The 23,688-nt window shown below is 49.3% G+C and carries 16 protein-coding genes and 1 pseudogene; 12 read left to right on the top strand and 5 right to left on the bottom strand.

Annotated elements, in window-relative coordinates; all coding sequences use genetic code 11:
- Positions 1 to 6 precede the first annotated feature (6 nt).
- Complete coding sequence (locus IEY24_RS18155; RefSeq protein ID WP_188934608.1) at positions 7 to 744, top strand: Ig-like domain-containing protein; 738 nt, start codon at positions 7 to 9, stop codon at positions 742 to 744.
- Between the two features lie 89 nt (positions 745 to 833).
- Here the strand turns inward: IEY24_RS18155 and IEY24_RS18150 are convergent, their stop codons facing one another.
- From IEY24_RS18150 to IEY24_RS18140, 3 genes are all read right to left on the bottom strand, one after another.
- Positions 834 to 1,424 carry a carboxymuconolactone decarboxylase family protein gene (locus IEY24_RS18150; protein WP_188934606.1) on the bottom strand — a complete coding sequence of 197 codons (591 nt, stop codon included), beginning with the start codon at positions 1,422 to 1,424 and terminating at the stop codon, positions 834 to 836.
- Between the two features lie 110 nt (positions 1,425 to 1,534).
- A complete protein-coding gene (locus IEY24_RS18145) occupies positions 1,535 to 2,086 on the bottom strand; it encodes a peroxiredoxin (RefSeq protein ID WP_188934604.1) in 552 nt (183 codons plus the stop codon).
- 216 nt (positions 2,087 to 2,302) lie between these two features.
- Positions 2,303 to 3,610, bottom strand: a complete 1,308-nt coding sequence (locus IEY24_RS18140; RefSeq protein ID WP_188934602.1) for a UDP-N-acetylmuramoyl-tripeptide--D-alanyl-D-alanine ligase — start codon at positions 3,608 to 3,610, stop codon at positions 2,303 to 2,305.
- 123 nt (positions 3,611 to 3,733) lie between these two features.
- Here IEY24_RS18140 and IEY24_RS18135 point away from each other — a divergent pair, with 123 nt between their 5' ends.
- The 10 genes and pseudogenes from IEY24_RS18135 to IEY24_RS33115 form a co-directional block, all read left to right on the top strand.
- Positions 3,734 to 6,001: a T9SS type A sorting domain-containing protein gene (locus IEY24_RS18135; RefSeq protein ID WP_188934600.1), complete on the top strand. Its 2,268-nt coding sequence runs from the start codon at positions 3,734 to 3,736 to the stop codon at positions 5,999 to 6,001.
- Positions 6,002 to 6,087: 86 nt separating this feature from the next.
- Positions 6,088 to 7,170: an L-rhamnose/proton symporter RhaT gene (gene rhaT / locus IEY24_RS18130; RefSeq protein WP_188934598.1), complete on the top strand. Its 1,083-nt coding sequence runs from the start codon at positions 6,088 to 6,090 to the stop codon at positions 7,168 to 7,170.
- 2 nt (positions 7,171 to 7,172) lie between these two features.
- Positions 7,173 to 8,408: a DUF6786 family protein gene (locus IEY24_RS18125; protein ID WP_188934596.1), complete on the top strand. Its 1,236-nt coding sequence runs from the start codon at positions 7,173 to 7,175 to the stop codon at positions 8,406 to 8,408.
- A gap of 286 nt (positions 8,409 to 8,694) precedes the next feature.
- Positions 8,695 to 9,762 (top strand): tail fiber domain-containing protein, encoded by a 1,068-nt coding sequence (locus tag IEY24_RS18120; RefSeq protein ID WP_188934594.1) that lies wholly within the window; start codon positions 8,695 to 8,697, stop codon positions 9,760 to 9,762.
- Between the two features lie 52 nt (positions 9,763 to 9,814).
- Positions 9,815 to 10,882, top strand: a complete 1,068-nt coding sequence (locus tag IEY24_RS18115) for a tail fiber domain-containing protein (RefSeq protein ID WP_188934592.1) — start codon at positions 9,815 to 9,817, stop codon at positions 10,880 to 10,882.
- Positions 10,883 to 10,909: 27 nt separating this feature from the next.
- Positions 10,910 to 11,905 carry a T9SS type A sorting domain-containing protein gene (locus IEY24_RS18110; RefSeq protein ID WP_229222576.1) on the top strand — a complete coding sequence of 332 codons (996 nt, stop codon included), beginning with the start codon at positions 10,910 to 10,912 and terminating at the stop codon, positions 11,903 to 11,905.
- Between the two features lie 161 nt (positions 11,906 to 12,066).
- Positions 12,067 to 15,639, top strand: a complete 3,573-nt coding sequence (locus IEY24_RS18105) for a PVC-type heme-binding CxxCH protein (protein WP_188934590.1) — start codon at positions 12,067 to 12,069, stop codon at positions 15,637 to 15,639.
- Positions 15,640 to 15,707: 68 nt separating this feature from the next.
- Positions 15,708 to 16,880 carry an FG-GAP repeat domain-containing protein gene (locus tag IEY24_RS18100; RefSeq protein ID WP_229222568.1) on the top strand — a complete coding sequence of 391 codons (1,173 nt, stop codon included), beginning with the start codon at positions 15,708 to 15,710 and terminating at the stop codon, positions 16,878 to 16,880.
- 6 nt (positions 16,881 to 16,886) lie between these two features.
- Positions 16,887 to 17,732: a sugar phosphate isomerase/epimerase family protein gene (locus IEY24_RS18095; RefSeq protein WP_188934586.1), complete on the top strand. Its 846-nt coding sequence runs from the start codon at positions 16,887 to 16,889 to the stop codon at positions 17,730 to 17,732.
- A gap of 27 nt (positions 17,733 to 17,759) precedes the next feature.
- Positions 17,760 to 17,936, top strand: a pseudogene (locus IEY24_RS33115) (Uma2 family endonuclease); the annotation flags it as partial.
- 50 nt (positions 17,937 to 17,986) lie between these two features.
- On the opposite strand, the gene IEY24_RS18085 reads toward IEY24_RS33115, so the two are convergent.
- Both IEY24_RS18085 and IEY24_RS32800 read right to left on the bottom strand, forming a co-directional pair.
- Entirely contained in the window at positions 17,987 to 19,513 is a 1,527-nt protein-coding gene (locus tag IEY24_RS18085) for a malate:quinone oxidoreductase (RefSeq protein ID WP_188934581.1), read from the bottom strand.
- A gap of 235 nt (positions 19,514 to 19,748) precedes the next feature.
- Positions 19,749 to 20,330: a collagen-like protein gene (locus IEY24_RS32800; protein ID WP_229222561.1), complete on the bottom strand. Its 582-nt coding sequence runs from the start codon at positions 20,328 to 20,330 to the stop codon at positions 19,749 to 19,751.
- 386 nt (positions 20,331 to 20,716) lie between these two features.
- Here IEY24_RS32800 and porU2 point away from each other — a divergent pair, with 386 nt between their 5' ends.
- Positions 20,717 to 23,677, top strand: a complete 2,961-nt coding sequence (gene porU2 / locus IEY24_RS18075) for a putative type IX secretion system sortase PorU2 (RefSeq protein ID WP_188934579.1) — start codon at positions 20,717 to 20,719, stop codon at positions 23,675 to 23,677.
- Positions 23,678 to 23,688 lie beyond the last annotated feature (11 nt).

Here is a 23,688-nt window from a genome sequence, read left to right as displayed (position 1 = left end):
ATTTTAATGCTGCAATGCGCTCTGATCGTAGGGCTCGTTGCTGCCTGCACCACTGATGACGAGCCCGGCATTGATGGACCGGGTTCGAAAAAGGGGTATGCAACCGGAAAAGTGACCGATACGGAAGGCAAGCCGGTGAAGGGAGTGGAAGTGGTGATCGATAATACCATGATCTACGCGTCTTACTCCCTGGGAAATACCGATGCGAATGGTAACTACGAAATCCAGCTGCCGAAGGTAGGCACATTCATGGCTTCGGCACAGATTGTGAAGCAGTACAATGGCCGCCGCTACGAGCTGGACCTGGACCCGGACGTTTACGAAGGGTTCAGTATCGACGGCGCAGTGCGGAATTTCCAATGGAAACTTACCGGCGAGCGTCCGGAAGGGGAGGGCTACTACGGCGCGACGGTCGGGCTGAACAAGTCGCTTTACAGCAGCATTTACGACGAAGAGAACATTGAGTTTACGCTCACGCCGGTAGGGGACCTCATCGACGGTTCCAAGGGTAAAACCTTGAAAATGAAGTCGGGGAAGCCCTATTCAAAGACTTATGGCTACCTGGTTGACATTCCTCTGGGACGGTATGAAATGACGGCCTATTACAACGGGGAAGGCGGGAAGGCACCATTGAAATTGCGTAATCACTTTTCGGAAGATGAGTATGAAAGCAAGCTGGTGATCGATTTCGAGCCCAGTACGATGTGGGGCCGAAACTCCTTCTACATCAGCTACATGGAGTAGAGTGATGCGGTATCCAAAGAGAAAACAATAGAGAAATAGGATGGATAATTTGGGACTAGCCAGATCTTTAAGACCTGGCTAGTTTTGTTTTATATCAAAACAGAAAAGCTCTTGAAGATTGCACCAAGCCTAACCGCATCGAATATACGTGCCTGCGTACCGCCGTGGTTCAGGACCGACTGCTCGTGCGAGGTCACGCACATTTCGCAGCCGTTCAATGCTGAAACAACGAGGCTGGTTAGTTCAAAAAACTCCTTGCCCAGCACTGGGTTTGCCATAATGCTCATTTTGATGCCCGCAGGTGCATTATCGTAAAACTCCTTGTGCATGAAGTGACGAAAACGGTAGAATACGTTGTTCGCGTTCATCAATGAGACACAGGCAGTTATCTCCGCGATCTCCTTCTCGTCCGCACCTTCCTGGCTAGCCAGTTCTTCCAGCGCCGCGATCAGCACCGCGTTCTTTTCATTCACTGCTACCGATAATGCAAGCAGTAATGCTTCCTTGCGGTTGAGTGTCTGGGATTTCAAGACATTGCCTACATTGATTTTCAGGTCTTTGAGGTAACGGTGGTCAAGCGCCGCGAGCTTGTTGATCAGCACGCTTTCAAATTCTGCAGGCAAATTGACCTCTTTATACAGGGACTCTTTCGTGTTCCCTGTGGCTGCAAATGGATACATATTCGTTTGAATTTTGAGCGGGAAGGTTTTCCCGCAGGTGAATAAAAAAGCAGTTCACAGAACCGGCGTACTAACGATCACCCGCTTGTGAACTGCTTTCAATGGGCTGACTAAGCAAGTGTAGCCTCGCCTTTTTGCCAGTTGCAAGGGCAAAGCTCGTCAGTTTGCAATGCATCGAGTACACGCAATACTTCAGATACGTTACGGCCAACTGAAAGGTCGTTAACGCTTACCCAACGGATGATGCCCTGTGGATCGACGATGTAAGTTACGCGGTAAGCAATTTTCTCGTTCGCTTCGAGGATACCCAGTTCTTCTGCCAATGATTTCGAAGTGTCGGCCAGCATAGGGAATTGCAGGTCGCGAAGGTCGTCGTGGTTTTTGCGCCATGCCAGGTGCACGTATTCGCTGTCGGTAGAAGCACCAATCAGTATCGTGTCGCGGTCAGCGAAGTCCGAAGTGTGTTTGTTGAACTCGGCAATCTCGGTAGGGCACACAAAAGTGAAGTCTTTTGGCCACCAGAACATAACCATCCATTTCTCAGCGTTTTTGTGGTCTTCTGAGGTAATATCGTAGAATTCGTTTCCTTTTTCAAGCGATACTACGGATGTCTTTTTGAATTCCGGGAATTCCGATCCTACTGATAACAGTCTATTAGCCATGATTGCTCGTTTGTTTATAAATTGTATTTTTTGGTGTTACAAAACTACGAACGATGAGTACATGGGTCAAACCCTATCCTGGTACTATGCCAGGAAAGAGTTGATTTAATTAAATGAATTTAGTTTTATTTATAGGAACAGAGAAGTTATAAATATGGCTTATAATGCCATAGATTTTTGCAATATAATTATACTAATAACAACTGTAATTATAAATTATTTATCGGGCATTACGCTAAGTACCGTTTCGAGCGACATCCCCCGTGAGCCCTTGATGAGGAAATGTGTATTTTCTTGTGGATTATCCATAATCCAGTTGTGCAAAGAGAATTTATCGGGGAAATAGTAGGCTTTTGGTAGCGCTGGCAATGCGTGCTGCATGAGCTTTCCTGCAAGAATTACGACATCGAAGTTCTCACCGGCAATCTGTTTTCCCAATGCTAAATGTTCCTCCGGCGCGGCATCGCCCAGCTCGAACATATCGCCCAGGATGAGGATCTTACGCGGCGCTTCCATTCTTCCAAAATTCGCAACGGCCGCGGCCATCGATGACGGATTCGCATTGTAAGCATCCATTATCACGGTATTGCTACCCTTTTTGACGATCTGTGAGCGGTTATTGTCCGGCTCGTAGGTGGCTACGGCTTCGTACGCATCCTCGTCGGTCACTCCAAAGTGCTTGCCGACGGCGAGCGCGGCGCAGATATTATCAAAATTGTATCTTCCGGGCAAATGGGTGGTCACAGTTTTACCACCGTTGCTGAACACAACAAACGGGTTTTCTTCCGTCAGCGTCGGGTTTACGGTGCTGTTTTCTGAACAATAGAATACGATCTCGCCAAATGCCCGGCGTTTGCTCACCATGTCCATGATCACATCCTGCGTCGCGTTCACGAATACGGTGCCTTTCTTTTTGGAAAGGTAATCGAAGAGCTCTCCCTTGCCTTTGATAATGCCCGCAACTCCACCAAAACCCTCCAAATGCGCCTTTCCGATGTTGGTGATCAACCCATGCGTAGGCTGTGCGATGCCGGCGAGCAATGCAATCTCTTGCTGGTGGTTGGCACCCATTTCAATCACCGCCATTTCCTGCTTTGCCGGATCGATCGACAGGATCGTGAGCGGCACGCCTATGTGGTTGTTGAGGTTCCCGCGTGTGGCGTAGGTGTTATATTTCATCGAAAGCACCTTCGCGATCAACTCCTTGGTCGTCGTTTTGCCGTTGGAACCGGTTAATGCAACTACCGGGAAGCCGAAGGTTTTGCGGTGATGCTTCGCCAGGTCCTGCAAGGCGGTAAGGCCGTCCGCGAAAAGCAGGAAACGGTCGCTGGTAACCACATTCGGGTCGTCTACCACGGCATAGGCCGCACCTTTTTGCAAAGCTTCCGCCGCGTACTGGTTACCATCGAATTTATCGCCTTTCAACGCGAAGAAAATACAGTCATCGGTGATCTGGCGGGTGTCGGTGGAAACTTTGGCGCCTGTGCGGTATATATCGTAAAGCGTTTCTATGGAAGTATACATGAATTGTCGGCTCGTTATAAAGTTATGCTGGCTTATTTCGTTAGGTTTAGGACAAACAAGCCAGGTACGGAACCCGCGTGGCGTCCGCGGAAACATGCAAAACTAATAGATTATTCCTCAACGATGCGAACCAAATTTACCTCCCTCATCCTCTTCTTCATTTGCTTTTACCCACCTTCCGATTTGCTGGCGCAACAGTCGTGGTTCAAACTCGATACCCTTACAAGCGTGTCGGCCGGAGGCGTGAAAATGACGAATCCCTGGGGTGGAGGCCTCAATGCCTCGCAATACCTGAAAATGCATTTGAACAACGATGCCGACGAGGATCTGGTCGTTTACGACCGCACCAATAGCAAGGTTACCACGTTTCTTGCCGGCCCTGATCCTGTGAATGCAGGCAAAAAGACGTTCATCCACGCGCCGTATTACGAAACGCTTTTTCCGCAGGTCGACAACTGGATGATCCTCGCCGATTACAATGGCGACGGCCTGAAAGACCTTTTCGCGAGCACTTCCCTGGGCATTGTCGTTTATCAGCAGGTTAAAACGGCCAACGCATGGTCGTGGAAGCTCGTGCGCGACGTCTTGTATACCAAAGGCTTCTCGGGGAACATCAATATGCAGGTATCGGGCACCGACATTCCCGCCATTACCGATATCGACGATGACGGCGATCTCGACCTGTTGACCTTCGATTTTTCAGGAAGCTATATTGAGTTGCATCAGAACCTGAGCATAGAAAAATTCGGCGTTCGCGACAGCCTAGGTACGCAGGCCAGCCCGGTTTTTCAGCGTAACGGCGATTGCTGGGGTAATTTTCACAAAGGCGATGCCGAGGATTTCGTGGTAGGCGTCGATTGCGGCGTGGTAACCGATCCTTCGAATCGGGAGGCCGCACCCGCGCGCATCCTGCACGCGGGCAACTCCATTCTGCTCCACGACCTGAACGGCGACGGTGCCAAGGACCTCCTCGCCGGCCACGTGAGCAACGAGCATATTTCTTTCCTGCCCAATTCCGTCAAAGGCATTATTGCCAATTTTACGGGTTTCACCAATTCGTATCCGGCCACGGATCCGGTCTTAATGCACATTTTTCCGGCAGCATTCTACGAAGATGTGGATTTCGATGGCGCCAAAGACCTGCTCATCGCGCCCAGTATTCCGGCCAATGATATCAACCTGACGGATTTTAAATCCTCGGGCTGGTATTATCATAATGAAGGGACGAGCGACAAACCCAATTTCAAACTGGTACGGAAAAACTTCTTGCAGGACCAGATGATCGATGTCGGTGAAAATGCGGCGCCAACTTTTTTCGACATCGATGGCGACGGCGACCTGGATATGCTCATCGGAACAAGCGGAATGCCGGTTACCGGCGGTTATAAAGGAGGTTTATGGTTTTTGAAAAATAATGGCACCGTTGCCGCACCAGATTTTAGTATAGAATCGCAGGACTACCTCCAACTGCTTTCTAAGCTGTCTGTCTACAATATCAAGCCGCAATGGGCAGATTTTAATGGCGACGGTGTTGCCGATCTCGGTTTTGCCGCCACCGCCACCTCTAATCTCAAACTCGAATACCGCTATATCCCCAACAAAGGAACAACCGGCGCGGCAGCGCAATTGAACCTCGCCGACGCAGTCACCATTGCATTGCCCGCGGAACTGCAAACCGGCGATTCTCCCTATTTCTACGATGCCGATGGCGACGGCGACCTCGATTTACTCATTGGTAAAACACAGGGAAACATTTATTATTACACCAACACCGGAACCAACAAGCAATACACATTCAAACTTGAAACCGACTCATTTTCAGGTGTGGGCATCAATTTCGCCGGCCGCTTTTCGCAAGTAGCTGTTACCGATTTCGATCTCGACGGCAAACCGGATCTGGCCACGGTCGATCATACCGGAACCATCCGCGTATTTAACAATGCCGATTGGGGCAAATGGACCGACCGGGCCAGCTCCATCGTAAGTGTGAATGGCCAACCGGGCAATGTCAATTTTGGTAATTACCTCTCCCTGGCCGTCGCCGATCTGAATGGCGACAAGAAGCCGGATGTTGCGATCGGGAACAATGCCGGCGGAGTGCGTTTGCTGACCAACATCCTGCCAGTGTCGGTTACAGGTGTCGAGCCGGGCCATGAGGCGGAGGTCAAGGTATTTCCGAATCCTTCCGTAGCGTTTTTTAAAATATACTCTTCTAAAACCGGCACATTCGACGTTCTTACGGCCGGCGGTGTGCGAATGGTCCGGAACCGCCTCATTCGGGCCGAGGAGGTGCAGCAAATATCTACCGCGCAATGGCCCGGCGGGTTGTATCTGGTCGAGTTTAATGTCGGTAACAGCCGGGTCGTCAGGAAGGTTGTGGTGGGAGATTGAGAAAAGTTAGGGTTTCAAAGACTTGCCTGGTTTGCCAGTAGATACCCGGGTAAACGCTCTTACATGATAAAATTCAAAAATTATTCATGCAAGCTCTTCTGGGTGTTATTTTCCATTTCATCGGTGGCTTCGCCTCCGGCAGTTTTTATATTCCCTACAAGCAGGTCAAAGGCTGGGCCTGGGAATCGTACTGGATCATCGGTGGGCTGTTCTCCTGGCTTATCGTGCCGCCGCTTGCCGCTTATCTTACGATTCCGGGGTATACTGAAATCATCAACCACACCAATGGCGGCATTCTCTTTCTGACTTACTTTTTCGGCGTGCTCTGGGGCATTGGCGGCCTCACATACGGGCTGGGCGTGCGGTACCTGGGCGTCGCGCTCGGAAGCTCCATCATCCTCGGGCTTTGCTCGGTTTTCGGCGCGTTGATCCCCTCGGTTTACTACGAGTTCAACCCGCAACCGGGCAAGGATACGATTTCGATGCTTTTTAGTGAAAGCTGGGGCCAGATGGTTCTGCTTGGTCTGCTGGTCTGCGTGATCGGGATCGTTATCTGCGGGAAGTCCGGGGCGATGAAAGATGCCGATTTACGGAAAACCGGCCATGTGGCTGCCGATAATACCGAGTTTAAAATAGGCCTTGGTTTAACGGTTTCCATTATTTCCGGTATCCTCAGCGCCTGTTTTGCATTCGGGATCGACGCCGGCAAGATTATGGCGCAGGAAGCGAACGAGATCTGGAAAGCAGCCAATCCCGGCGAGGGCGAGTTTTTATTCCAAAACAATGTCACTTACGTTGTAATCCTCTGGGGCGGCCTCACTACTAACTTCATCTGGTGCATGATCCTCAATGCGCGCAACAAAACCTTCGGCAACTACACCGATTCGTCGACACCGCTGCTTTCGAACTATATTTTTTCGGCACTGGCCGGTACTACGTGGTTCCTTCAATTCTTTTTCTACGGCATGGGAGAGAGCAAGTTAGGCAATGGACCAAGCTCGTGGATCCTGCACATGGCATTCATTATTTTGGTGGCGAACTCATGGGGACTAGTCCTGAAAGAGTGGAAAGGAGTATCCAAAAAGACCATTTCCTCGATCATCATCGGTATTCTGGTGATTGTCCTCTCGGTGTTGATCGTCGGCTATGGTAACTATTTAAGAGAATAGCCATGAAAGCGCATTATCTGGTCATGCTGGCTGCGATGATGGCGGCTGCGGGCTGTTCGACGAACAATAAAAGCGATAAATTGGAAACAGAGCAAACGCAGGCAGCCGGTACTTTCGGCTACGACCTCGCATTTTTAAAGAAACATAAGGAAACCATCGTCCTAACGGCCCCGGACAATGCCGATGCCCGGGCGCTTATTAACCCTGCCTTTCAAGGCAGGGTGATGACCAGCACCGCTAACGGCAACGCCGGCAACAGCTACGGCTGGATCAACTACAAGCTCATCGAAAGCGGAGTGTACCAGCCGCATATGAACGGGTTTGGCGGCGAAGAGCGTTTTTGGCTGTCTCCGGAAGGTGGTCAGTTTTCTGTGTACTTTAAAAAAGGGCAAACCTTCGATTTTGAGAACTGGCAGACACCGGCGCTGATCGATACGGTCGCCTACAAAGTCGCCGAATCGGATGCTTCGTCGGTGAAGTTTCAGGTCGATGCGATGATCGAGAATTATCATGGCAAGACGTTCGTGATCGGGATCAGCCGGGAGGTCCAGATGCTGACGAAGCAAAATATCGCTGATCTGCTCGATTTGCCCGCATTAAGCGGCGTGAAGGCCGTCGCCTACCGCTCCACTAATTCAATCACCAACAAGGATGAAGAATGGAAGCCGGAAAGCGGTATGCTGGGTATCTGGCTGCTAGGCATGTTCCGGCCATCGGACCAGACGACTATTATCGCGCCTTTTTCGAAAGCATTATCCGAAAAGCCGCTCATTACCGACGATTATTTTGGTAAAATACCAGCCGACAGGCTCGTTGTGAAAGACTCGCTATTGTTTCTCAAAGCCGACGGCAAGCATCGCAGCAAGATCGGTATCGCCCCGAAATCGGCCCGGAATGTGGCCGGGAGCTACGATGCGGAAAAAGGCATGCTTACCATCATTAAATTCGATCTTGATCCGCAGGGCCAGTACATGAAATCAACCTGGGAACTGCATAAGGACCCTTACAATGGTGACGCATTGAATGCCTATAATGATGGCAAACTGGCCGACGGTACGCAAATGGGACCGTTTTACGAACTCGAATCGAATTCATCGGTAAGGGCATTGAAGGAAGGCGAGTCGATCACGCACCGGCAGAGTACATTCCATTTCGAGGGAGAGAAGGCTGCGCTGAATGTCATTGCGCAAAAGGTGCTAGGCGTGAATATTGATCAAATCGGAGAAGTTTTTAAATAAAAGCATGATGCGGCAGGATGGTTTTGTTATCGTATATGCATAATCGTTACGATAATAGACAAAGTTGCTGCATGCATGAAGCAGTAATATAAACAGTGGTGGTCGTGAAGATTTTCAGCCAAGCCGCAACGAGTTTTTAATCAGCCCCGTAGGCTGTTGTTACCGGGCGTAACTCCGGTAAATAAACGCTTTGACCCACTTGGGTATCGATCTGCGTGATTGTAAGGCTTTTGGTTGAGATTCGGCATTCAAAGATGTCTGATGTTCAACTTTACAATCATGCACGATGAAAAATTTAAAAAAAGCATGGCGCATTACAATCATAGGCTTGATAGCGCTCCATTGTGTCTTTTCCGGGCAGGCCCACGCCCAATGGGGTATTGGCATCAAAATTCCCGGAGCAAAAATGCATGTGCACAACGGAACAATACTGTCTGTCACACCGAAGTTTCCGCCCGAAACCAGCCCTTTTTATGCCCCACTTTTGAATGACGACGACGAAGTGATCCATGCTTTTAAATGGATTCATGCGAAGAGTGCGATTAGGTTTTTGGGGAAAGGTTTTTACAACATCGGGCTGGACACTTTGAATGCGGGAAGGTTTTCTTCGGCAACGGGATACGATTCCTACGCCTCAGGGCTGGGTTCTTCGTCTTTTGGCTTGCGGGCGCGCACTACCGCGTTCGGTTCCTTCGCCGCGGGTAGGGCGCTTACTGCTGGCGGTAACTTGTCCTTTGCCCAAGGGGATTTTACCGTCGCAGATGGGCCAAATACCATTTCAATGGGTACCAACCTTAGCAACAACTATCAAAGTGGAAGTTTCATTTTTGGGCATGCAAATGGAAGCGCGCAGAATACGAGCGATAATCAGTTTAAATCGCTCTTCGGCGGTGGTTATGAGTTATATTCCAATGCAGCACTCACGATCGGTATGATCCTGTCTCCCGGCAACAATGCTTGGACGGTCGTTTCGGATGTCCGCAAAAAGGAAAATTTTCTTCCTGTTCAAGGCAACAGGTTTCTAAAAAGCATTTCAAAAATGCCGCTTACTTCCTGGAACTATAAGGGGCAGACTCCGAACGTCTCTCGGCATTACGGGCCGATGGTGCAGGATTTCTTCAAGGCATTCGGCACCGATGCTCATGGCACCATCGGAACGGATACCACCATTAACCAGGCCGATTTGGACGGGGTTATTCTGGTGGCGATTCAGGAGCTGGTCAAAATATCGGATGAGCTTGAAAAAGAGAACGACGACATGGCGACCGAAGTGGCGATGCTCCGATTGAAATTGTCGGCGAACAAGGGCCGGAAAGCCAAAATATCCGTTGGCATCACTGTTGCAAAGCGATAGGTCGACCGGCAATCTGTTTTTAAATCTTTCACACTACTATCCAAACACGCTTATGAACAAATTCTTTCTTAATCCCCCATGTGATTTACGTCATATGCGGAAACTGGCGTTGGCTTTGTTCGCAATGTTGCCTGTGGCGGGACACGCCCAGGTAGGCGTAGGTACACAGCAACCGCAAGAAATGCTGCATATCCACGATGGATCTATATTATCTACGAGCGTACGCCTGAAACCGGAGTTTAATCCTTATTACGATCCCGCTTTCCCGGATTCCGTCGAGCACAAAATGAAGTGGTTCCACGACAAGGCGGCTTTTCGCTCGCTGGGTGAACGGGTCGGAAACAGCGGGCTGGATCCTCAGACTATCGGGAACTATTCTTTTGCCAGTGGCTTTGAAGTTTTTGCAATCGGAGTAGGCTCCGCCGCTTTCGGGCTGAGAACCAATTCGTCCGGAAAGGCCGCATTTGCCAGCGGAGAAAACACGGCGGCGTCGGGCAATTATTCCTTTGCTCACGGCGTGGCGGCAACGGCAAGCGGCGACAACTCCGTCGCTTTGGGGAATATGGTCTCGACGGATAGTAAGGAGGGGTCGTTCGTCTTTGGGGATAATAGTAAAAGCGTGATTTTGAAGAGTAATCTGGAGAATCAGATGTCTATGAGGTTTGCTGGCGGATATCGCTTTTATTCCAATAGCAACCAGACAATCGGTATATCGTTAGCGTCTGGTGGCAATTCTTGGCAGGTATTATCTGACGTTAACCGAAAGGAAAACTTCTCTCCCATAAATGGCGAGGCCTTTTTGGGAAAAATCAGGGATATGAAACTGACTTCCTGGAACTACAAAGGGCAAGATCCCAAAACGTTCCGCCATTATGGACCGATGGCGCAGGACTTCTTTCATGCATTCGGTCAGGACGCATACGGGACGATCGGTAACGACACAACGATCAACCAGGCCGATTTTGACGGCGTGAACCTGATAGCCATTCAGGCGCTGGTCAAAAGGACGGATCATTTGCGGCAACGGAACGAAGATCTGAGGGCGGAGATTGCAGGTATTAAGTCCCAATTAGCATTAACCCGCCCCAAAAGAAGCCGGGCATTGGTTTCCAGGAAATAACTTTCAATCACACTTATGACGATCGTTATGAATATCAAAGCTTTATTAATATGCCTGGTTTTCTTTCTGACGAGGTTGGCTGCTCAGGCTCAATTTGTGACGGGAAATAGCTTGTTTGTCAATATTGGGACGGTTTTCTCAGTGGATAGCCTGGTTTTGATACCCACCGAAGGCCTCAACCTGGGTGACAACTATTCCCTGGAAGTTCAACACACAGCTATACCGGGGGATCCCCAGGCCAGCATTCTGAAAACTTATGTTTTTAACAAGCCCGTCAATTTCGAGGGGAATCTCGGCGTGATTTACCACCCTTCCGAATTGAACGGAAATGCCGAATCTTTACTGGAACTGGCTAATTCGTTTTCTGATCAAAATGCGTTTGTAACCATGACGGGCTCCACGCGCGATTTGGGGTTGCATTATGTTTCAAAAGACTTGGCCGACCTGGATATTAAGTTGCTCACGCTCGTAAACGGGCAAAGCGAATTACCCGTAACCCTCATCGCTTTTGATGCGCAAAAGGAGGAGAAAGCAGTGAGGTTAACCTGGAAAACGGCCTATGAAACCAATAGCGATTTCTTTGAAATTCAGCGCAGCCGGGATGCGAATGAATGGCAGCAGCTGGGGCGTGTAGGCTCGGCGGGAGAGGGTAAAGGGCAAGCCGAATACCATTTCACTGACAGTAATCCGGTTACTGGCGACGATTATTACCGGTTAAAAATGGTCGACCGGGATGGCAGTTTTGCATTTAGCCAAATCAGGAAGGTGCTGTGGGATGGTGGCGGACTCACGGTTTTCCCAAATCCGGCCGTCGATCGGCTCGAAGTGCGTGTGAAAGACTGGTCGAAGGTGACCAAAATTAAGATCCTGGATGCCGCGGGCATTGTGTTACGGGAGCCGCTGGCGGCAGACGGTTTGAAGGAAAAATATGTTCCGCTCAACCACCTTGGAGCCGGTAGTTACATCTTGGCAATCGAACATCGCGATGGTTCTTCGGAACGGGTACATTTTATAAAGTACTGAAATGAACGACTGCCGGGTTGTGGCATGGCCAGCGGCTGTGTGCACAGCCCGGTTTTTTAATTTAAATACCATCATCAAAGTAAAATAGACCTGCTTGCTGGTTTATTCTTCCAATACCCTATTCAACGAAATTCCTCAACCCTGCTTTTTCTGCTGATCGTATGGTGACAATCAAAAGTCCTGTCAAAATCGGTCTCGTCGTACTGACCGCCTCCCTATTGTTTCAAGTACAAAGTTGCAAACCTCCTCAAAACAAATCCGGCCAGAATGTAACTGTCACGAATGCGCCTCAACAAGCAGAGGCTGATATTTATGCTGAACATATCCGGACAACAGGTTTCAAAACGCCGGAGGAAGAGCGCCTTAGTTTTGTGCTGCCCGAGGGCTTCCAAGTGACGCTTTTCGCTTCCGAGCCGGATATTACCAAGCCGATGAACATGGAATTCGACGACCGCGGCCGATTATGGGTGACGCAATCCTCGGAATACCCGGTGGCTGCGGGCGAAAGCGACGGAAAAGACCGCATTACGATCCTCGAAGATAAAAACGACGACGGCCGGGCAGATACTTTCACACATTTTGATGATAACCTCAATATCCCGATCGGCATCATGCCGGTGGCGGACGGTGCGATCGCGTATAGTATTCCCAACCTGTATCATTTAAAGGATAAAGACAATGACGGCAAGGCAGATAGTAAAGAGATATTGCTTGGCCGCTTTGGGCATAAGGATACGCATGGAATGGTGAACAACCTCATCCGCGGGTACGACGGCTGGCTGCATGTATGCCATGGGTTTTCCAATATTTCGAATATCGCAGGTTCGGATGGAGACTCGATACGGATGACTTCCGGGAATACTTTCAGGGTGAAAATGGATGGGAGCCATGTGGAGCAGACGACGTTCGGGCGCGTGAACCCGTTTGGCTACGCATATGATGAGAAAGGATATTTGTATTCGGTGGATTGTCATACAAAACCGATTACCCAGCTTATTTTCGGTGGAGATTACCCGCATTTTGGCAAGAAAGCGCCCGTCGGGCTGGGCTTTGCGCCGGCGATGATGACATACGACCTGGGTTCGACCGCACTGGCGGGGCTTGTTTATTACACCGGAACGCAGTTTCCGGCCAAATACCGCGGCAGTTTCTTTACCGGGGATGTCGTCACCTGCCGCATTGACCGGAACACAGTGACTTTCAATGGCTCGACGCCTTCTTCGAAAAAGGAGGAGCCGCTCCTGGTTAGCAAAGACCCGTGGTTCCGGCCGGTGGACATTAAAGTCGGACCGGACGGAGCTTTGTATATCGCCGATTTTTATAACAGGATCATCGGGCATTATGAGGTTGCTCTCAATCACCCGGGTCGTGACCGGGTGAACGGCCGGATCTGGAAAGTAACATATAAAGGCACAGAGCCGCATGATAATTTACCTGTTACCGACTGGTCGACGGCGACGATTGGGCAGCTGCTGCAAGGGCTGAAACATCCGCAGCTGAATACCCGCTTGAAAGTAGCCGACCGGATTGTCGATACCTGGAAAGGAAAGGCGATTGAACCCGTAAAAGGGCTTCTTGCAAATAATTCTGAAGCAACTTCCTATGTACATGCTTTATGGATATTGCACCGTCTCGGCGCGCTCGACGACCGCTTCCTTAACAATGCACTGCAACATCACGAACCGGTTGTGAAAACCCATGCATTGCGTATCCTGAGTGAACGCGATGCCATTTCCGATGCCCATTACCAGCAGGTTACCGAAGCTTTGAAAAACGGCGATCCGTTTATCCGGCGAACGGCGGCAGAAGTCTTGTCGCGCTTTCCTAAGTCGGAAAACCTGGCATTGCTGATGGATTTGTATGAAAAAACGCCGCAGGAGGACACACATTTACGCTATACAGCGCTGCTGGGCCTGCGAAATAACCTGAAAAGCACCAGCGTGATGTGGCGCGTTCCGGCCATGCGGTGGACCGACGCGCAGCTGGCATTGCTGAACAGAGCACTGCTCGATGTGCCATCTTCCGCGGGTGCGGCATTTGTGCTCGACTACACGCTCACGCACGAGCTCGATCCAGCGGATCTGCTCAAGAATCTCGAATACATTGGCCGCCTTGCGGCACCTTATCAGGTCGAGAAAGCGATCGATCTGATCACCACGAAGTTTGAAAATGAACCGGAAAAGCAATTGTCGCTTTATCGGACCATCCAGGCGGGCATCCGGCAAAGTGGTGTATCGCCAAGTCCCAAAATGGTATCGTGGGGTGAGCAACTGGCGGGAAAATTTTTGACCCAAATTTCTGCCGAAACAGAAATCTGGAAAATCAGGAAGGTAGCGAAGAACGTCGACCCCGTCAATTCATGGACGGTTTCGGAGCACTTCCTTGTAGACGTAATGCCCGCATTTCGTATTGTTTTAAGCGAAAGAGGAGGCTACGGACCCCAGTCGGCATTGTATTCGGTGCCGTTTAAGTTGCCCGCGACTTTGAAAATGAACGTTTTTGATAATGATGTCCACAACCGGGCTGAGCGAAAGGGTATTTCAAAAAACTCGGTGAAAATCCGGCTGGCTGGTAGCGGGAAAGTAGTTGCGGAATACCGGGTCAACCAGGCGGTGCCAATGCAGTTTAAGGAGCTTATCCGCAATGCGGCATTCAACCTGGCTGGATATGAGGGGCAAATGGGGTATATCGAGGCAGCCGACAGCTCGCAAACGGGCTCTGTGGGTGTGGGGCATTTTGAACCGGCGGTCGTTGCCATTCCCGAGAAAAGCCCGTCCACTAACTCGGAGCAAAGAATTACAGCTGTGGAAATTGCCGGAGAATATCGTATCAAATCCCTGCAACCAGCATTAAGAAGCATTTTGCAAACCCAATGGATAGATTACACGGTAAGGAGCGCAGCCGCGGGCGCATTGATGAATATCGATCCGAAGGGGAATGTTGATGTTCTGGCGAATGTTTTCAATGATCCTGCGGAGCTACCAATTTTAAGGGAGAAGCTGGCCGTTGCGATGGGCCAGGCAGCATCACCTTCTGTATATGAAACTTTGAAAAATCAACTGGCTAGCGGTGCACGTAATCTTCAGATCGTGATTGCAACGGTGCTGGCCAATACTTCGGAAGGCATCACTTATCTATTGAATGCATTTAAAGACGAGGAGCTTGGCGCGGATATTGCAGCGGAGGTTCCGGTGCAGGAGCGTCTTACCAATAATGCAAATGCTTCCCAGCAAACACAAATGCGGCAATTGCTGACAGCCGGGGCCAACGAGCGCGAAGAACGCCAGAAGCTTATCGACGCGCGCATTGCGAATTTCAAACCGGCTACCGTATTTTCTGACGCAGGAAAAGTGATTTTTGTGCAGAATTGCAGCGGCTGCCACCAGATCCAGGGCTCGGGAGGGCTTGTCGGTCCGCAGCTCGATGGCATCGGAAACTGGGGCCATAAGGCATTGACCCAAAAAATCCTTGACCCTAACAGGAATATAACTGAGGCGTTTCGTACTTATAATATCACATTGAAAAATGACAAGACCCTTACGGGCTTGTACCGCAGGACGGAAGGCGAGACAATCGTGTTCGCGGATATGACAGGGCAGGAGTTTTCGGTGGTAAAGGGCGATATGAAGGAATACCGGGCATCTAAATACACGTTAATGCCCGATCAGTTCCGGAATATCATCCCTGAAAAAGACTTTTATGCGCTGCTTGAATACCTGCTGGGGGTAAAATGATATTTGAGTATTAATCCTAACCCATAAATCCGATGCTATTAACCGGAAGAGTTTTAAAGTGGTTTTGTTTGATCAATATAGTTGTCTTTGCCGGGACAAATGCATCCGCGCAGACAAAAGGGAAGAGCGGATCAGCTGTTATATTTAAGAAGACCGAACTTACCAAACGGTTCATCGCAGAAGGTGCCGCGATGGGCGATGTGAATAAAGATGGTAAAAAGGACATACTTTCGGGCGCTTACTGGTTCGAAGCGCCTGACTGGAAGGAACACGAATTGGCCAAGCCGCAGGAATTTATTGTAAATGGCAGTTACAGCGATTCTTTCCTGGATTTTGCCATGGACGTAAACCAGGATGGCTGGATAGATCTCATCCGCATCGACTGGCCGGGCAAGGCTGCCGCCTGGCATGAGAATCCGCAAAACAAGCCGGGACATTGGCCGGTGCACACCATTTATTCGTCGGTAGGAAACGAGTCGCCACAATTGGTGGATATCGATGGTGACGGGCGGCAGGACTTGCTTTGCAATGACCCGACGGGAAAGAAGGTTATCTGGTTGAAATGTCCTTCCAAAAAGGGCGAAACGACCTGGGAGAAATATGTGATCAGCAACGATCCCAACAACTCCACGCATATGTATACGCATGGGATCGGCTATGGCGATATCAATGGCGATGGGCGCAAGGATGTGCTAGTGAGAAACGGCTGGTGGGAGGGCCCGGAGGAGGGGCCTGCCAAATACCCGAAAGACAAGGACTGGAAGTTCTACCCAGCCGATCTTGGCCAGGATTGCTCGCAAATGTATGTGCTCGATTTGAATGGCGATGGCCTCAACGACGTGCTCAGCGCTTCGGCGCATAACTATGGTATCTGGTGGCACGAGCAGAAGAAGGAAGGCAAGGAAACGGTCTGGATCCATCACGAGATCGACAAAACGATTTCACAGACGCACGGTTTGGCGCTAAAAGATATGAATGGCGATGGCCACCCCGATTTTATTACCGGAAAACGTTATTTCGCCCACAATGGTAATGATCCGGGAGAATTTGAGCCGCCTTTTATTTCATGGTTTGAATATAAGCCCGGTAAAGTGCCGACGTGGATCAGGCACGATATTGATGATAACTCGGGGGTAGGCCTGCATGTGACGGTCGAAGATCTGAACGGCGACGGCCTGCTGGACATCGTCACCGGCAACAAGAAAGGTGTACGCATTTTTACACAGCAAAAAGGGAAGTAACCACCGATGAAGTTTGGTATCAATACCTATCTGTTTTCTTCACCATTCACGAACGAAAGCACCTCATATTTTCCCCAGTTTAAAAACTGGGGTTTTGATTTTGTAGAGATAGCCCTGGAAGACCCTGGCGACATCGACCCGGAACTGGTTCGAAAAGCATTGGATGACAGCGGGCTTGAATGCAGGTCGGTGTGCGCGGCAACCGGGCCGGGGCGTGACCTGCGCGGTACGCGTAAGGAACAGGTGACGTCCATCGAGTATGTGGAGGCACTTATCCGCATTGCGCCGGTGCTTGGAAGTAAGCTTGTGGTGGGTCCCGTTTATTCTGCGGTAGGTCGTGCCGAGTTCGTCCCCGACGATGAAAGACGCAAACAATGGGAGCTGGTAGCGGGTAACCTCAAAACGCTCGCTGATTTTGCCGAGAAGCACGGTGTAAAACTCGCTATCGAGCCTCTAAACCGTTATGAAACCGATTTTATCAATACCTGCGACCAGGCGCTGCGGATGATTGAAACCGTCGGTAGCGATGCATTACAGGTACATTTGGATACTTTTCACATGAATCTGGAAGAAAAGGACCCTGCGCTGGCCATTCAAAGGGCCGGTCACAGGCTGGGCCTGCTGCACGCTTCCGGCAGCGACCGCGGAACTCCTGGTGGCGATCAGATCAACTGGGACCGTATTTTTGCCGCATTGGACCATATCCATTACCAGGGAGATATTGTTATCGAATCGTTCACACCGGATGTGAAGGTCATTGCCAAAGCCGCATCCATATGGCGGCAAGTAGAGCCCTCGCGCGAAGCGATCGCCGTGGAAGGGCTGCGTTTTCTGCGTTCGCTGGCGTTTTGACCAGTTGATTATTTAGATGTTTATGAGGAAAGTGGCGTGCGGGAATATTGGGTAGTTTACCCGGAATATGGTCACGTTAATATTTTTTTGCTGGACGAATCAGGCAAGTACAGGGGACAACACCCGAAGAACAATGGTCAAATGTTGCAGTCGGATGTTTTTCCCGATCTCGTTATCAATCTTACCGAAATATTTGCAGAATAACAACAAAGCCCCAGGTAACCCCGGGGCTTTGTTGTTATATAAATTCTGAATCACGCGGTCACTTCCTCTTCCAGATGCGAGGCGCTTAAATGCAGTACCTCGGTGGTCCAGGCGCGCGTTTTAGCGGCCAGGTCTTTTTCTTTGGAAAGTGATTTGCCGAATGAAGGAATGATTTTCTTGAATTCGCGCTGCCATTCAGGGGATTTCGCTTCTGCAAAGCATTTGTGAATCAATTCCAGCATGATCGATACCGCAGTAGATGCTCCCGGGGAAGCGCCCAGCAATGCAGCCAGCGAACCGTCCGCAGCGGTCACCATTTCGGTCCCGAATTCGAGAACACCGCCAGCCTTTTTATCTTTTTTGATCACCTGAACGCGCTGACCTGCCGTTTCAAGATTCCAGTCTTCCAGTTTAGCTTCGGGGAAGTAATCTTTCAGAGCTTCCAGGCGGTCCTCCGGTGATTGCCGCACCTGATCAATCAGATATTTGGTCAGCGGGATATTATGCAGCCCCGCGGCCAGCATGGGTTTAATATTGTTCAGTTTAATGGAAAGCGGAAGGTCCAGGTAAGATCCGTTTTTCAAAAACTTAGTCGAAAATCCGGCATAGGGCCCAAAAAGTAATGCTTTTTTGCCGTCGATAATGCGGGTGTCCAGGTGAGGGACCGACATCGGGGGCGAGCCTACCGAAGCCTTACCATATACTTTTGCCTGGTGCTTTTCGATGATTTCAGGCTTGTTGCAGACTAGCCATTGTCCGCTCACAGGAAAACCTCCGAAGCCTTTGCCTTCCGGGATATTAGATTTTTCCAGCAATGGCAACGAGCCGCCGCCTGCACCAATGAATACGAACTTGGCAGTAATCTTGCTCTCTTTCCTGGTTGCCCGGTCTTTCACCTCGATCAGCCATGTGTTGTCCTTCTTGCGGGAAAGATCGTCGACCTCATAATTGAGAAACAGGTTGACGCCATCCTGCTTTTCGAGGTAATCGAACATCGCTTTCGTCAGTGCGCCGAAATTGACGTCGGTGCCGAGCTCCATGCGGGTCGCGGCCACCTTTTCGTCGGCAGCCCTGCCGTTCATTACCAGCGGTATCCAGGCTTCGATCGTATCCTTGTCTTCGGAATATTCCATTCCCTGGAACAAGTGATGGCTTGTCAAAGCCTCGTAGCGTTTGCGGAGATACTCCACGTTTTCCTCACCCCAGACAAAGCTCAAATGGGGAATGTTGTGGATAAATGTATCAGGTGAATCAATCACACCATTTTCGACCAGATATGCCCAGAATTCTTTCGATACCTCGAACGATTCGGCGATCTTAACGGCTTTTTTGGTTTCGACCGAACCGTCGGCCAATTGTGGCGTGTAGTTCAATTCGCAGAAAGCGGAATGGCCTGTGCCGGCATTATTCCAGGGATCTGAGCTCTCCGCAGTTACGCGGTCAAGGCGTTCGAAAACCGAGATAGTAATGGATGGATTAAGCTTTTTCAGTAAAACCCCGAGCGTAGCGCTCATAATGCCTGCCCCAATCAAAACCACGTCAGGTGAGCTCGTTTTTGAAGACTTTTTGGTATTCATCACGAAAAAAGAAATATGGTAAGAAGGCCTAAGCCCGGAAAAGTACAAATCACTATTAGGTAACAATCGTCCTAACAATATTTGTTTCGAAAATAGTATAATTTAAAAAATAAAAGTTATGGTGGTTTGCAACTTCTTGGCAGGGGGCAATTAAAACTTTCTATGTTGCAAAAGCGAGGTGAGAAAAAGAAAAAGGCGACCCCTGGGATCGCCTTTTCTCTCCTTATGAAGCTGACTACTTAACGTCCGCTTCCAGAATGTCTGATTCTTTTATTCCGAATGCTGATACAACTTCCTCGTAGTTGTTCATATCTACTTCAGCATTCAATCTCAATTTTTCGGCAGGTATTATCACAGCACGAATAGCTTCAAAGTCACGCTCTGGCGCCTTCTCCTGTTGTTCAGACCAGGTCAGCGGTCTGATATCAACAAACAATGTCAAATTTCTGAGAAGCGTTACGAAGGTAAAGTTCGTCCATTTGTTATCAGGAAAGCGAACGATACCTGGTTGGGACCACCATACTCCCTGGCTTTTAATGAAAAGAACCACTACGCTTTTGGAAATCATCGCGGTATCGGCGGATGTCAGATTCGCCTTACCCAGGGTGTATCCTCCATTCGTACTTTTTACCGCCGTCGCAACGATCTCTTTAGCGCCAACACCGTCCTTGCCGGGTTCGCCGTCTTTGCCTGGGGCTCCGGTTTCACCTTTGGGGCCTGCAGGGCCTGCCGGTCCAACATCACCCTTGTCGCCATCGCAACTTGTTACCAGACCGATTAGTGCTATCCAAGCGATAAAAGTCAGTCTTTTAATCATAATCGTATGAGTTTAGTTTATAAGTGAGAAAGAATTTTCTAGCAAATAAAGCATGAATTAACTCGAATAACAATGATTAAAAGACACACTTGAATTGCGTTTGTTCATTGAATAATTGCCGAGTGCTAAATAAGACTAAAAAATTGTACCAGTAAAGCTTCGTTTTGCGTTGTACGATCGTGTGAGATAAGTAACCGCCGAATGTTTCCGCGTCTGGAAACATAATAGCCCCCGGATAAGCGGCTTACTACATTTTGATAAGTATATTTGCTGCGGTATCAAAGATGTTGTAGCTTTAATAAGCGTATGAATTGCGAACAGCCTGGTTCCTACGCATTCGGGAAACCAAAGAATAAATCACACAAAAATAATTTAAACAGGACTTTATGAGCTCAAAAAGGTTTACTACTCTTTTTTTCATTGCCGCCTCACTACTAATTCAATTAAACGGATTTGCGCAGTCGCCCTGGAGTGGGAAGTACGGGAATGAATGGTTAGACGGAAAGTATGGTCAGACATGGGTAAAAATTACCGTGTCCAAGGCGGGACTATACAAGGTGACTTTACCGGACGCTTTCAAAAACAAGCCGAATTTTCTTCATCTCTATCATCGGGGCGAAGAAGTGACGCTGGTGAGCGCTTCCAACACAGAGGTTGAATTTTATGGTGTTCCCAATGATGGGGCTTCTGATGCGCTTTTGTACCGCTTGCCGACTACAAGAAAGAATCCCTATTTCAGTATTTATTCAGATCAAAGCACTTACTTCCTGACATTTGACTCAACCCCCCGACCGGTGGCAACAACGGAAACGCTCGCGCCCGATCTTGGTCTTGCGAAGCAGGAATTTCACAAGTTCACGTTTTTGAAGAAGTTCGTGATCGAGAATTCGCACATGACCAGTTATCCTACGCGTCCTACTACCCTGAATAGTTATTTTGAAGAAGGGAAAGCAGGAACCGGTACAAGGATCGGGAATAACCTGGCTGTGCGTACGGTCAATGCTAAACCGGCGCTTTTTACTAACAGTTATGTAGCCGAGCCGTTTGCCTTTTCAATCAATTCGAAATACGGGTCGAATGCCCCCGAAGTTAATGTACACCTCAAAGGCCGGGGATACCAGTTCACCGCCAATTCGAGCGTAGAAGTAAGCGTGGGTAAGGATGCGGCCAATCTTCGGGTAGTGGGATCAGCCGGTGTTGCAGGTTTCCTGGATACCGACTACCCATTCACAATACTCGATACGGACTATGCGAGCGGAACAGGTTTGTTGGGCTTCCGTGGGACCGGCGCTGGAGCGGATGGTTTTTCGGTCTCATATTATACAGTAACGTACGATCAAAACATCGATATGCAGGGACTGACCTCATACGAGTTTAATTTTCCTGCATCAGGTGGCAACACCCGTTTTACGGTACTCAATCCTCCTGCCAGTTCGCCTCAGGCCCCATTGCGGTTTATCGACGTCTCAAATAACCATAACCCAAGGATTATTAACGGGGCGGCTGCCGACATGATGGTTTCGAGAAATGGCAATGCCATGAAGTTGTTCGCCGGAACAGAAGTTCTTACCGGAACCCCCACAAGTGTTACTTTCCAGCAAATCAATCCAACAGATTTTGACTATCTGATCATTACTTCCGATACGCTGTTCACTTCGGCAAATGAATATGCGACATACAGGCAGTCTGAAACGCCGGGTAGGAAGTATAAGCCGTTGGTTCAGAGAATTAAAGACGTATACAATCAGTTTAACTACGGAGAGCCAAGCGCCGTTGCAATCAGAAGGTTTGTCGATTACCTTGTTTCTGATACCAACACCGATAAATTTCTGTTGTTGCTGGGAAGGTCCACTACCTATTATGAACGGAGCGTTCGCGAAATTCCGGATGAAATTCCGACGATAGGCTTTCCCGGATCGGATTTATTGCTGGCTGATGGTTTGGGAGGCTCACTTGATGACGTGCCTGTAATCCCGGTTGGAAGGATTGCAGCGATTTCCAACCAGCAGGTCAGGGATTACCTGGCAAAGGTGAAAACTTACGAAGCCCAAAAAGACCTGGCATGGCGGAAAAATGTGATACACATTAACGGAGGTAAGGACGCCGGTGAAGTAACAACGTTTGCGAAATATTTAACAGATATCAGCGGTCCGATTCTTAATGCGCCTTTTTTAGGAGATACGATACAAAGAAAGAAAACCCCGATAACCGCAAACACTGAGCAAACAACGCTTTCGGGTGATCTGAACGGGATTGGGGCAGGTATGATTACCTACTTCGGCCACGGCAACGTTGATGCGACTGATTTTAACTTCGGCTATGCTACCGATGGAACCAAGGGCTATGCGAATGTGGGCAGATACCCGGTGTTGTTTTACAACGGATGCGGAGTAAATAATATTTTTAGCAACAGATACACGCCGGTCAGTGGAGTTATTCCTCCGAACTATCCTAGTTCATCAGGAAAAAGGCCGTTGTCGCTCGACTGGCTGCTGGCCCCCAATGCAGGTGCTATTGTGGTATTTGGAAACGACTGGGATGCTTATGCCTCCACATCGAACCAATTCCTGGATCGCCTGTATCCCAAAATCTTCAGTGAAAAGGATGCGGATCGTGGTACTATCGGGCAGATCCTGCGTGCAGTAGCGCTGGAAACCAAAGGCTTGGGATATACCTATAATGCTGGCCAGAATTCGCGGGTTGCCTCGTACTATGACGCTGACAGGGCTAACGTTCACCAGGTTATTCTTCAGGGTGACCCCGCATTGCGCATTTTGGTAACGGAAGGTCCTCTGCCGGTAAGCCTGGTGTCGTTTGATGCAAAGGCGGCAGGAAGCGAAAAGGTGAATGTAACCTGGGTAACTGCCTCAGAAAGGAACAACAGCCACTTTGTAATCGAAAGAAGTTACAATGCGAAAAACTTCGAGGCGATCGGTTCGATGGAAGGAAGAGGTGACAGCGACGTGCCGACATCTTACGAGTTCACCGACCTGAATCCGTTTGCAGGAACAAACTACTACCGCCTGAAACAGGTAGACCGGGCTACCGATGTAAATGGAGAAACAGTAGAAGGTGAAATTACCTATTCGAAAATAGTATCCGTGACAAGAGAAGGCACTTCTGCGCTGGTAGTATGGCCAAACCCAACTGTCGGCAAAGTAGAATTGAAATTAAATGTGCCAACCAAGATCAAGAGTTGGGATGTTATGGACCATAAGGGCACATTCTATCAGAGAGGTGGAACAGGAGCTAAGGTAAACCTTGACAATCTTCCGTCTGGCGAATACATTATCAAAATTTCAACCGAAAATGATGACGTATACCTGCGCAAGGTGTTGAAAAAATAAAAGTAGAAACG

The organism is Dyadobacter endophyticus, from assembly GCF_014641595.1.
Lineage (GTDB): Bacteria > Bacteroidota > Bacteroidia > Cytophagales > Spirosomataceae > Dyadobacter > Dyadobacter endophyticus.
This window is presented reverse-complemented; position numbering and strand designations above follow the sequence as displayed.

Coding starts and splice junctions, on each gene's coding strand:
- IEY24_RS18105 (WP_188934590.1), top strand. CDS start 12,067: ATGGTGACAATCAAAAGTCCTGTCAAAATCGGTCTCGTCGTACTGACC.
- IEY24_RS18085 (WP_188934581.1), bottom strand. CDS start 19,513: ATGAATACCAAAAAGTCTTCAAAAACGAGCTCACCTGACGTGGTTTTG.
- IEY24_RS18115 (WP_188934592.1), top strand. CDS start 9,815: ATGAACAAATTCTTTCTTAATCCCCCATGTGATTTACGTCATATGCGG.
- IEY24_RS18120 (WP_188934594.1), top strand. CDS start 8,695: ATGAAAAATTTAAAAAAAGCATGGCGCATTACAATCATAGGCTTGATA.
- porU2 (WP_188934579.1), top strand. CDS start 20,717: ATGAGCTCAAAAAGGTTTACTACTCTTTTTTTCATTGCCGCCTCACTA.
- IEY24_RS18110 (WP_229222576.1), top strand. CDS start 10,910: ATGAATATCAAAGCTTTATTAATATGCCTGGTTTTCTTTCTGACGAGG.
- IEY24_RS18135 (WP_188934600.1), top strand. CDS start 3,734: ATGCGAACCAAATTTACCTCCCTCATCCTCTTCTTCATTTGCTTTTAC.
- IEY24_RS18155 (WP_188934608.1), top strand. CDS start 7: ATGCTGCAATGCGCTCTGATCGTAGGGCTCGTTGCTGCCTGCACCACT.
- IEY24_RS18150 (WP_188934606.1), bottom strand. CDS start 1,424: ATGTATCCATTTGCAGCCACAGGGAACACGAAAGAGTCCCTGTATAAA.
- IEY24_RS18145 (WP_188934604.1), bottom strand. CDS start 2,086: ATGGCTAATAGACTGTTATCAGTAGGATCGGAATTCCCGGAATTCAAA.
- rhaT (WP_188934598.1), top strand. CDS start 6,088: ATGCAAGCTCTTCTGGGTGTTATTTTCCATTTCATCGGTGGCTTCGCC.
- IEY24_RS18095 (WP_188934586.1), top strand. CDS start 16,887: ATGAAGTTTGGTATCAATACCTATCTGTTTTCTTCACCATTCACGAAC.
- IEY24_RS18125 (WP_188934596.1), top strand. CDS start 7,173: ATGAAAGCGCATTATCTGGTCATGCTGGCTGCGATGATGGCGGCTGCG.
- IEY24_RS32800 (WP_229222561.1), bottom strand. CDS start 20,330: ATGATTAAAAGACTGACTTTTATCGCTTGGATAGCACTAATCGGTCTG.
- IEY24_RS18140 (WP_188934602.1), bottom strand. CDS start 3,610: ATGTATACTTCCATAGAAACGCTTTACGATATATACCGCACAGGCGCC.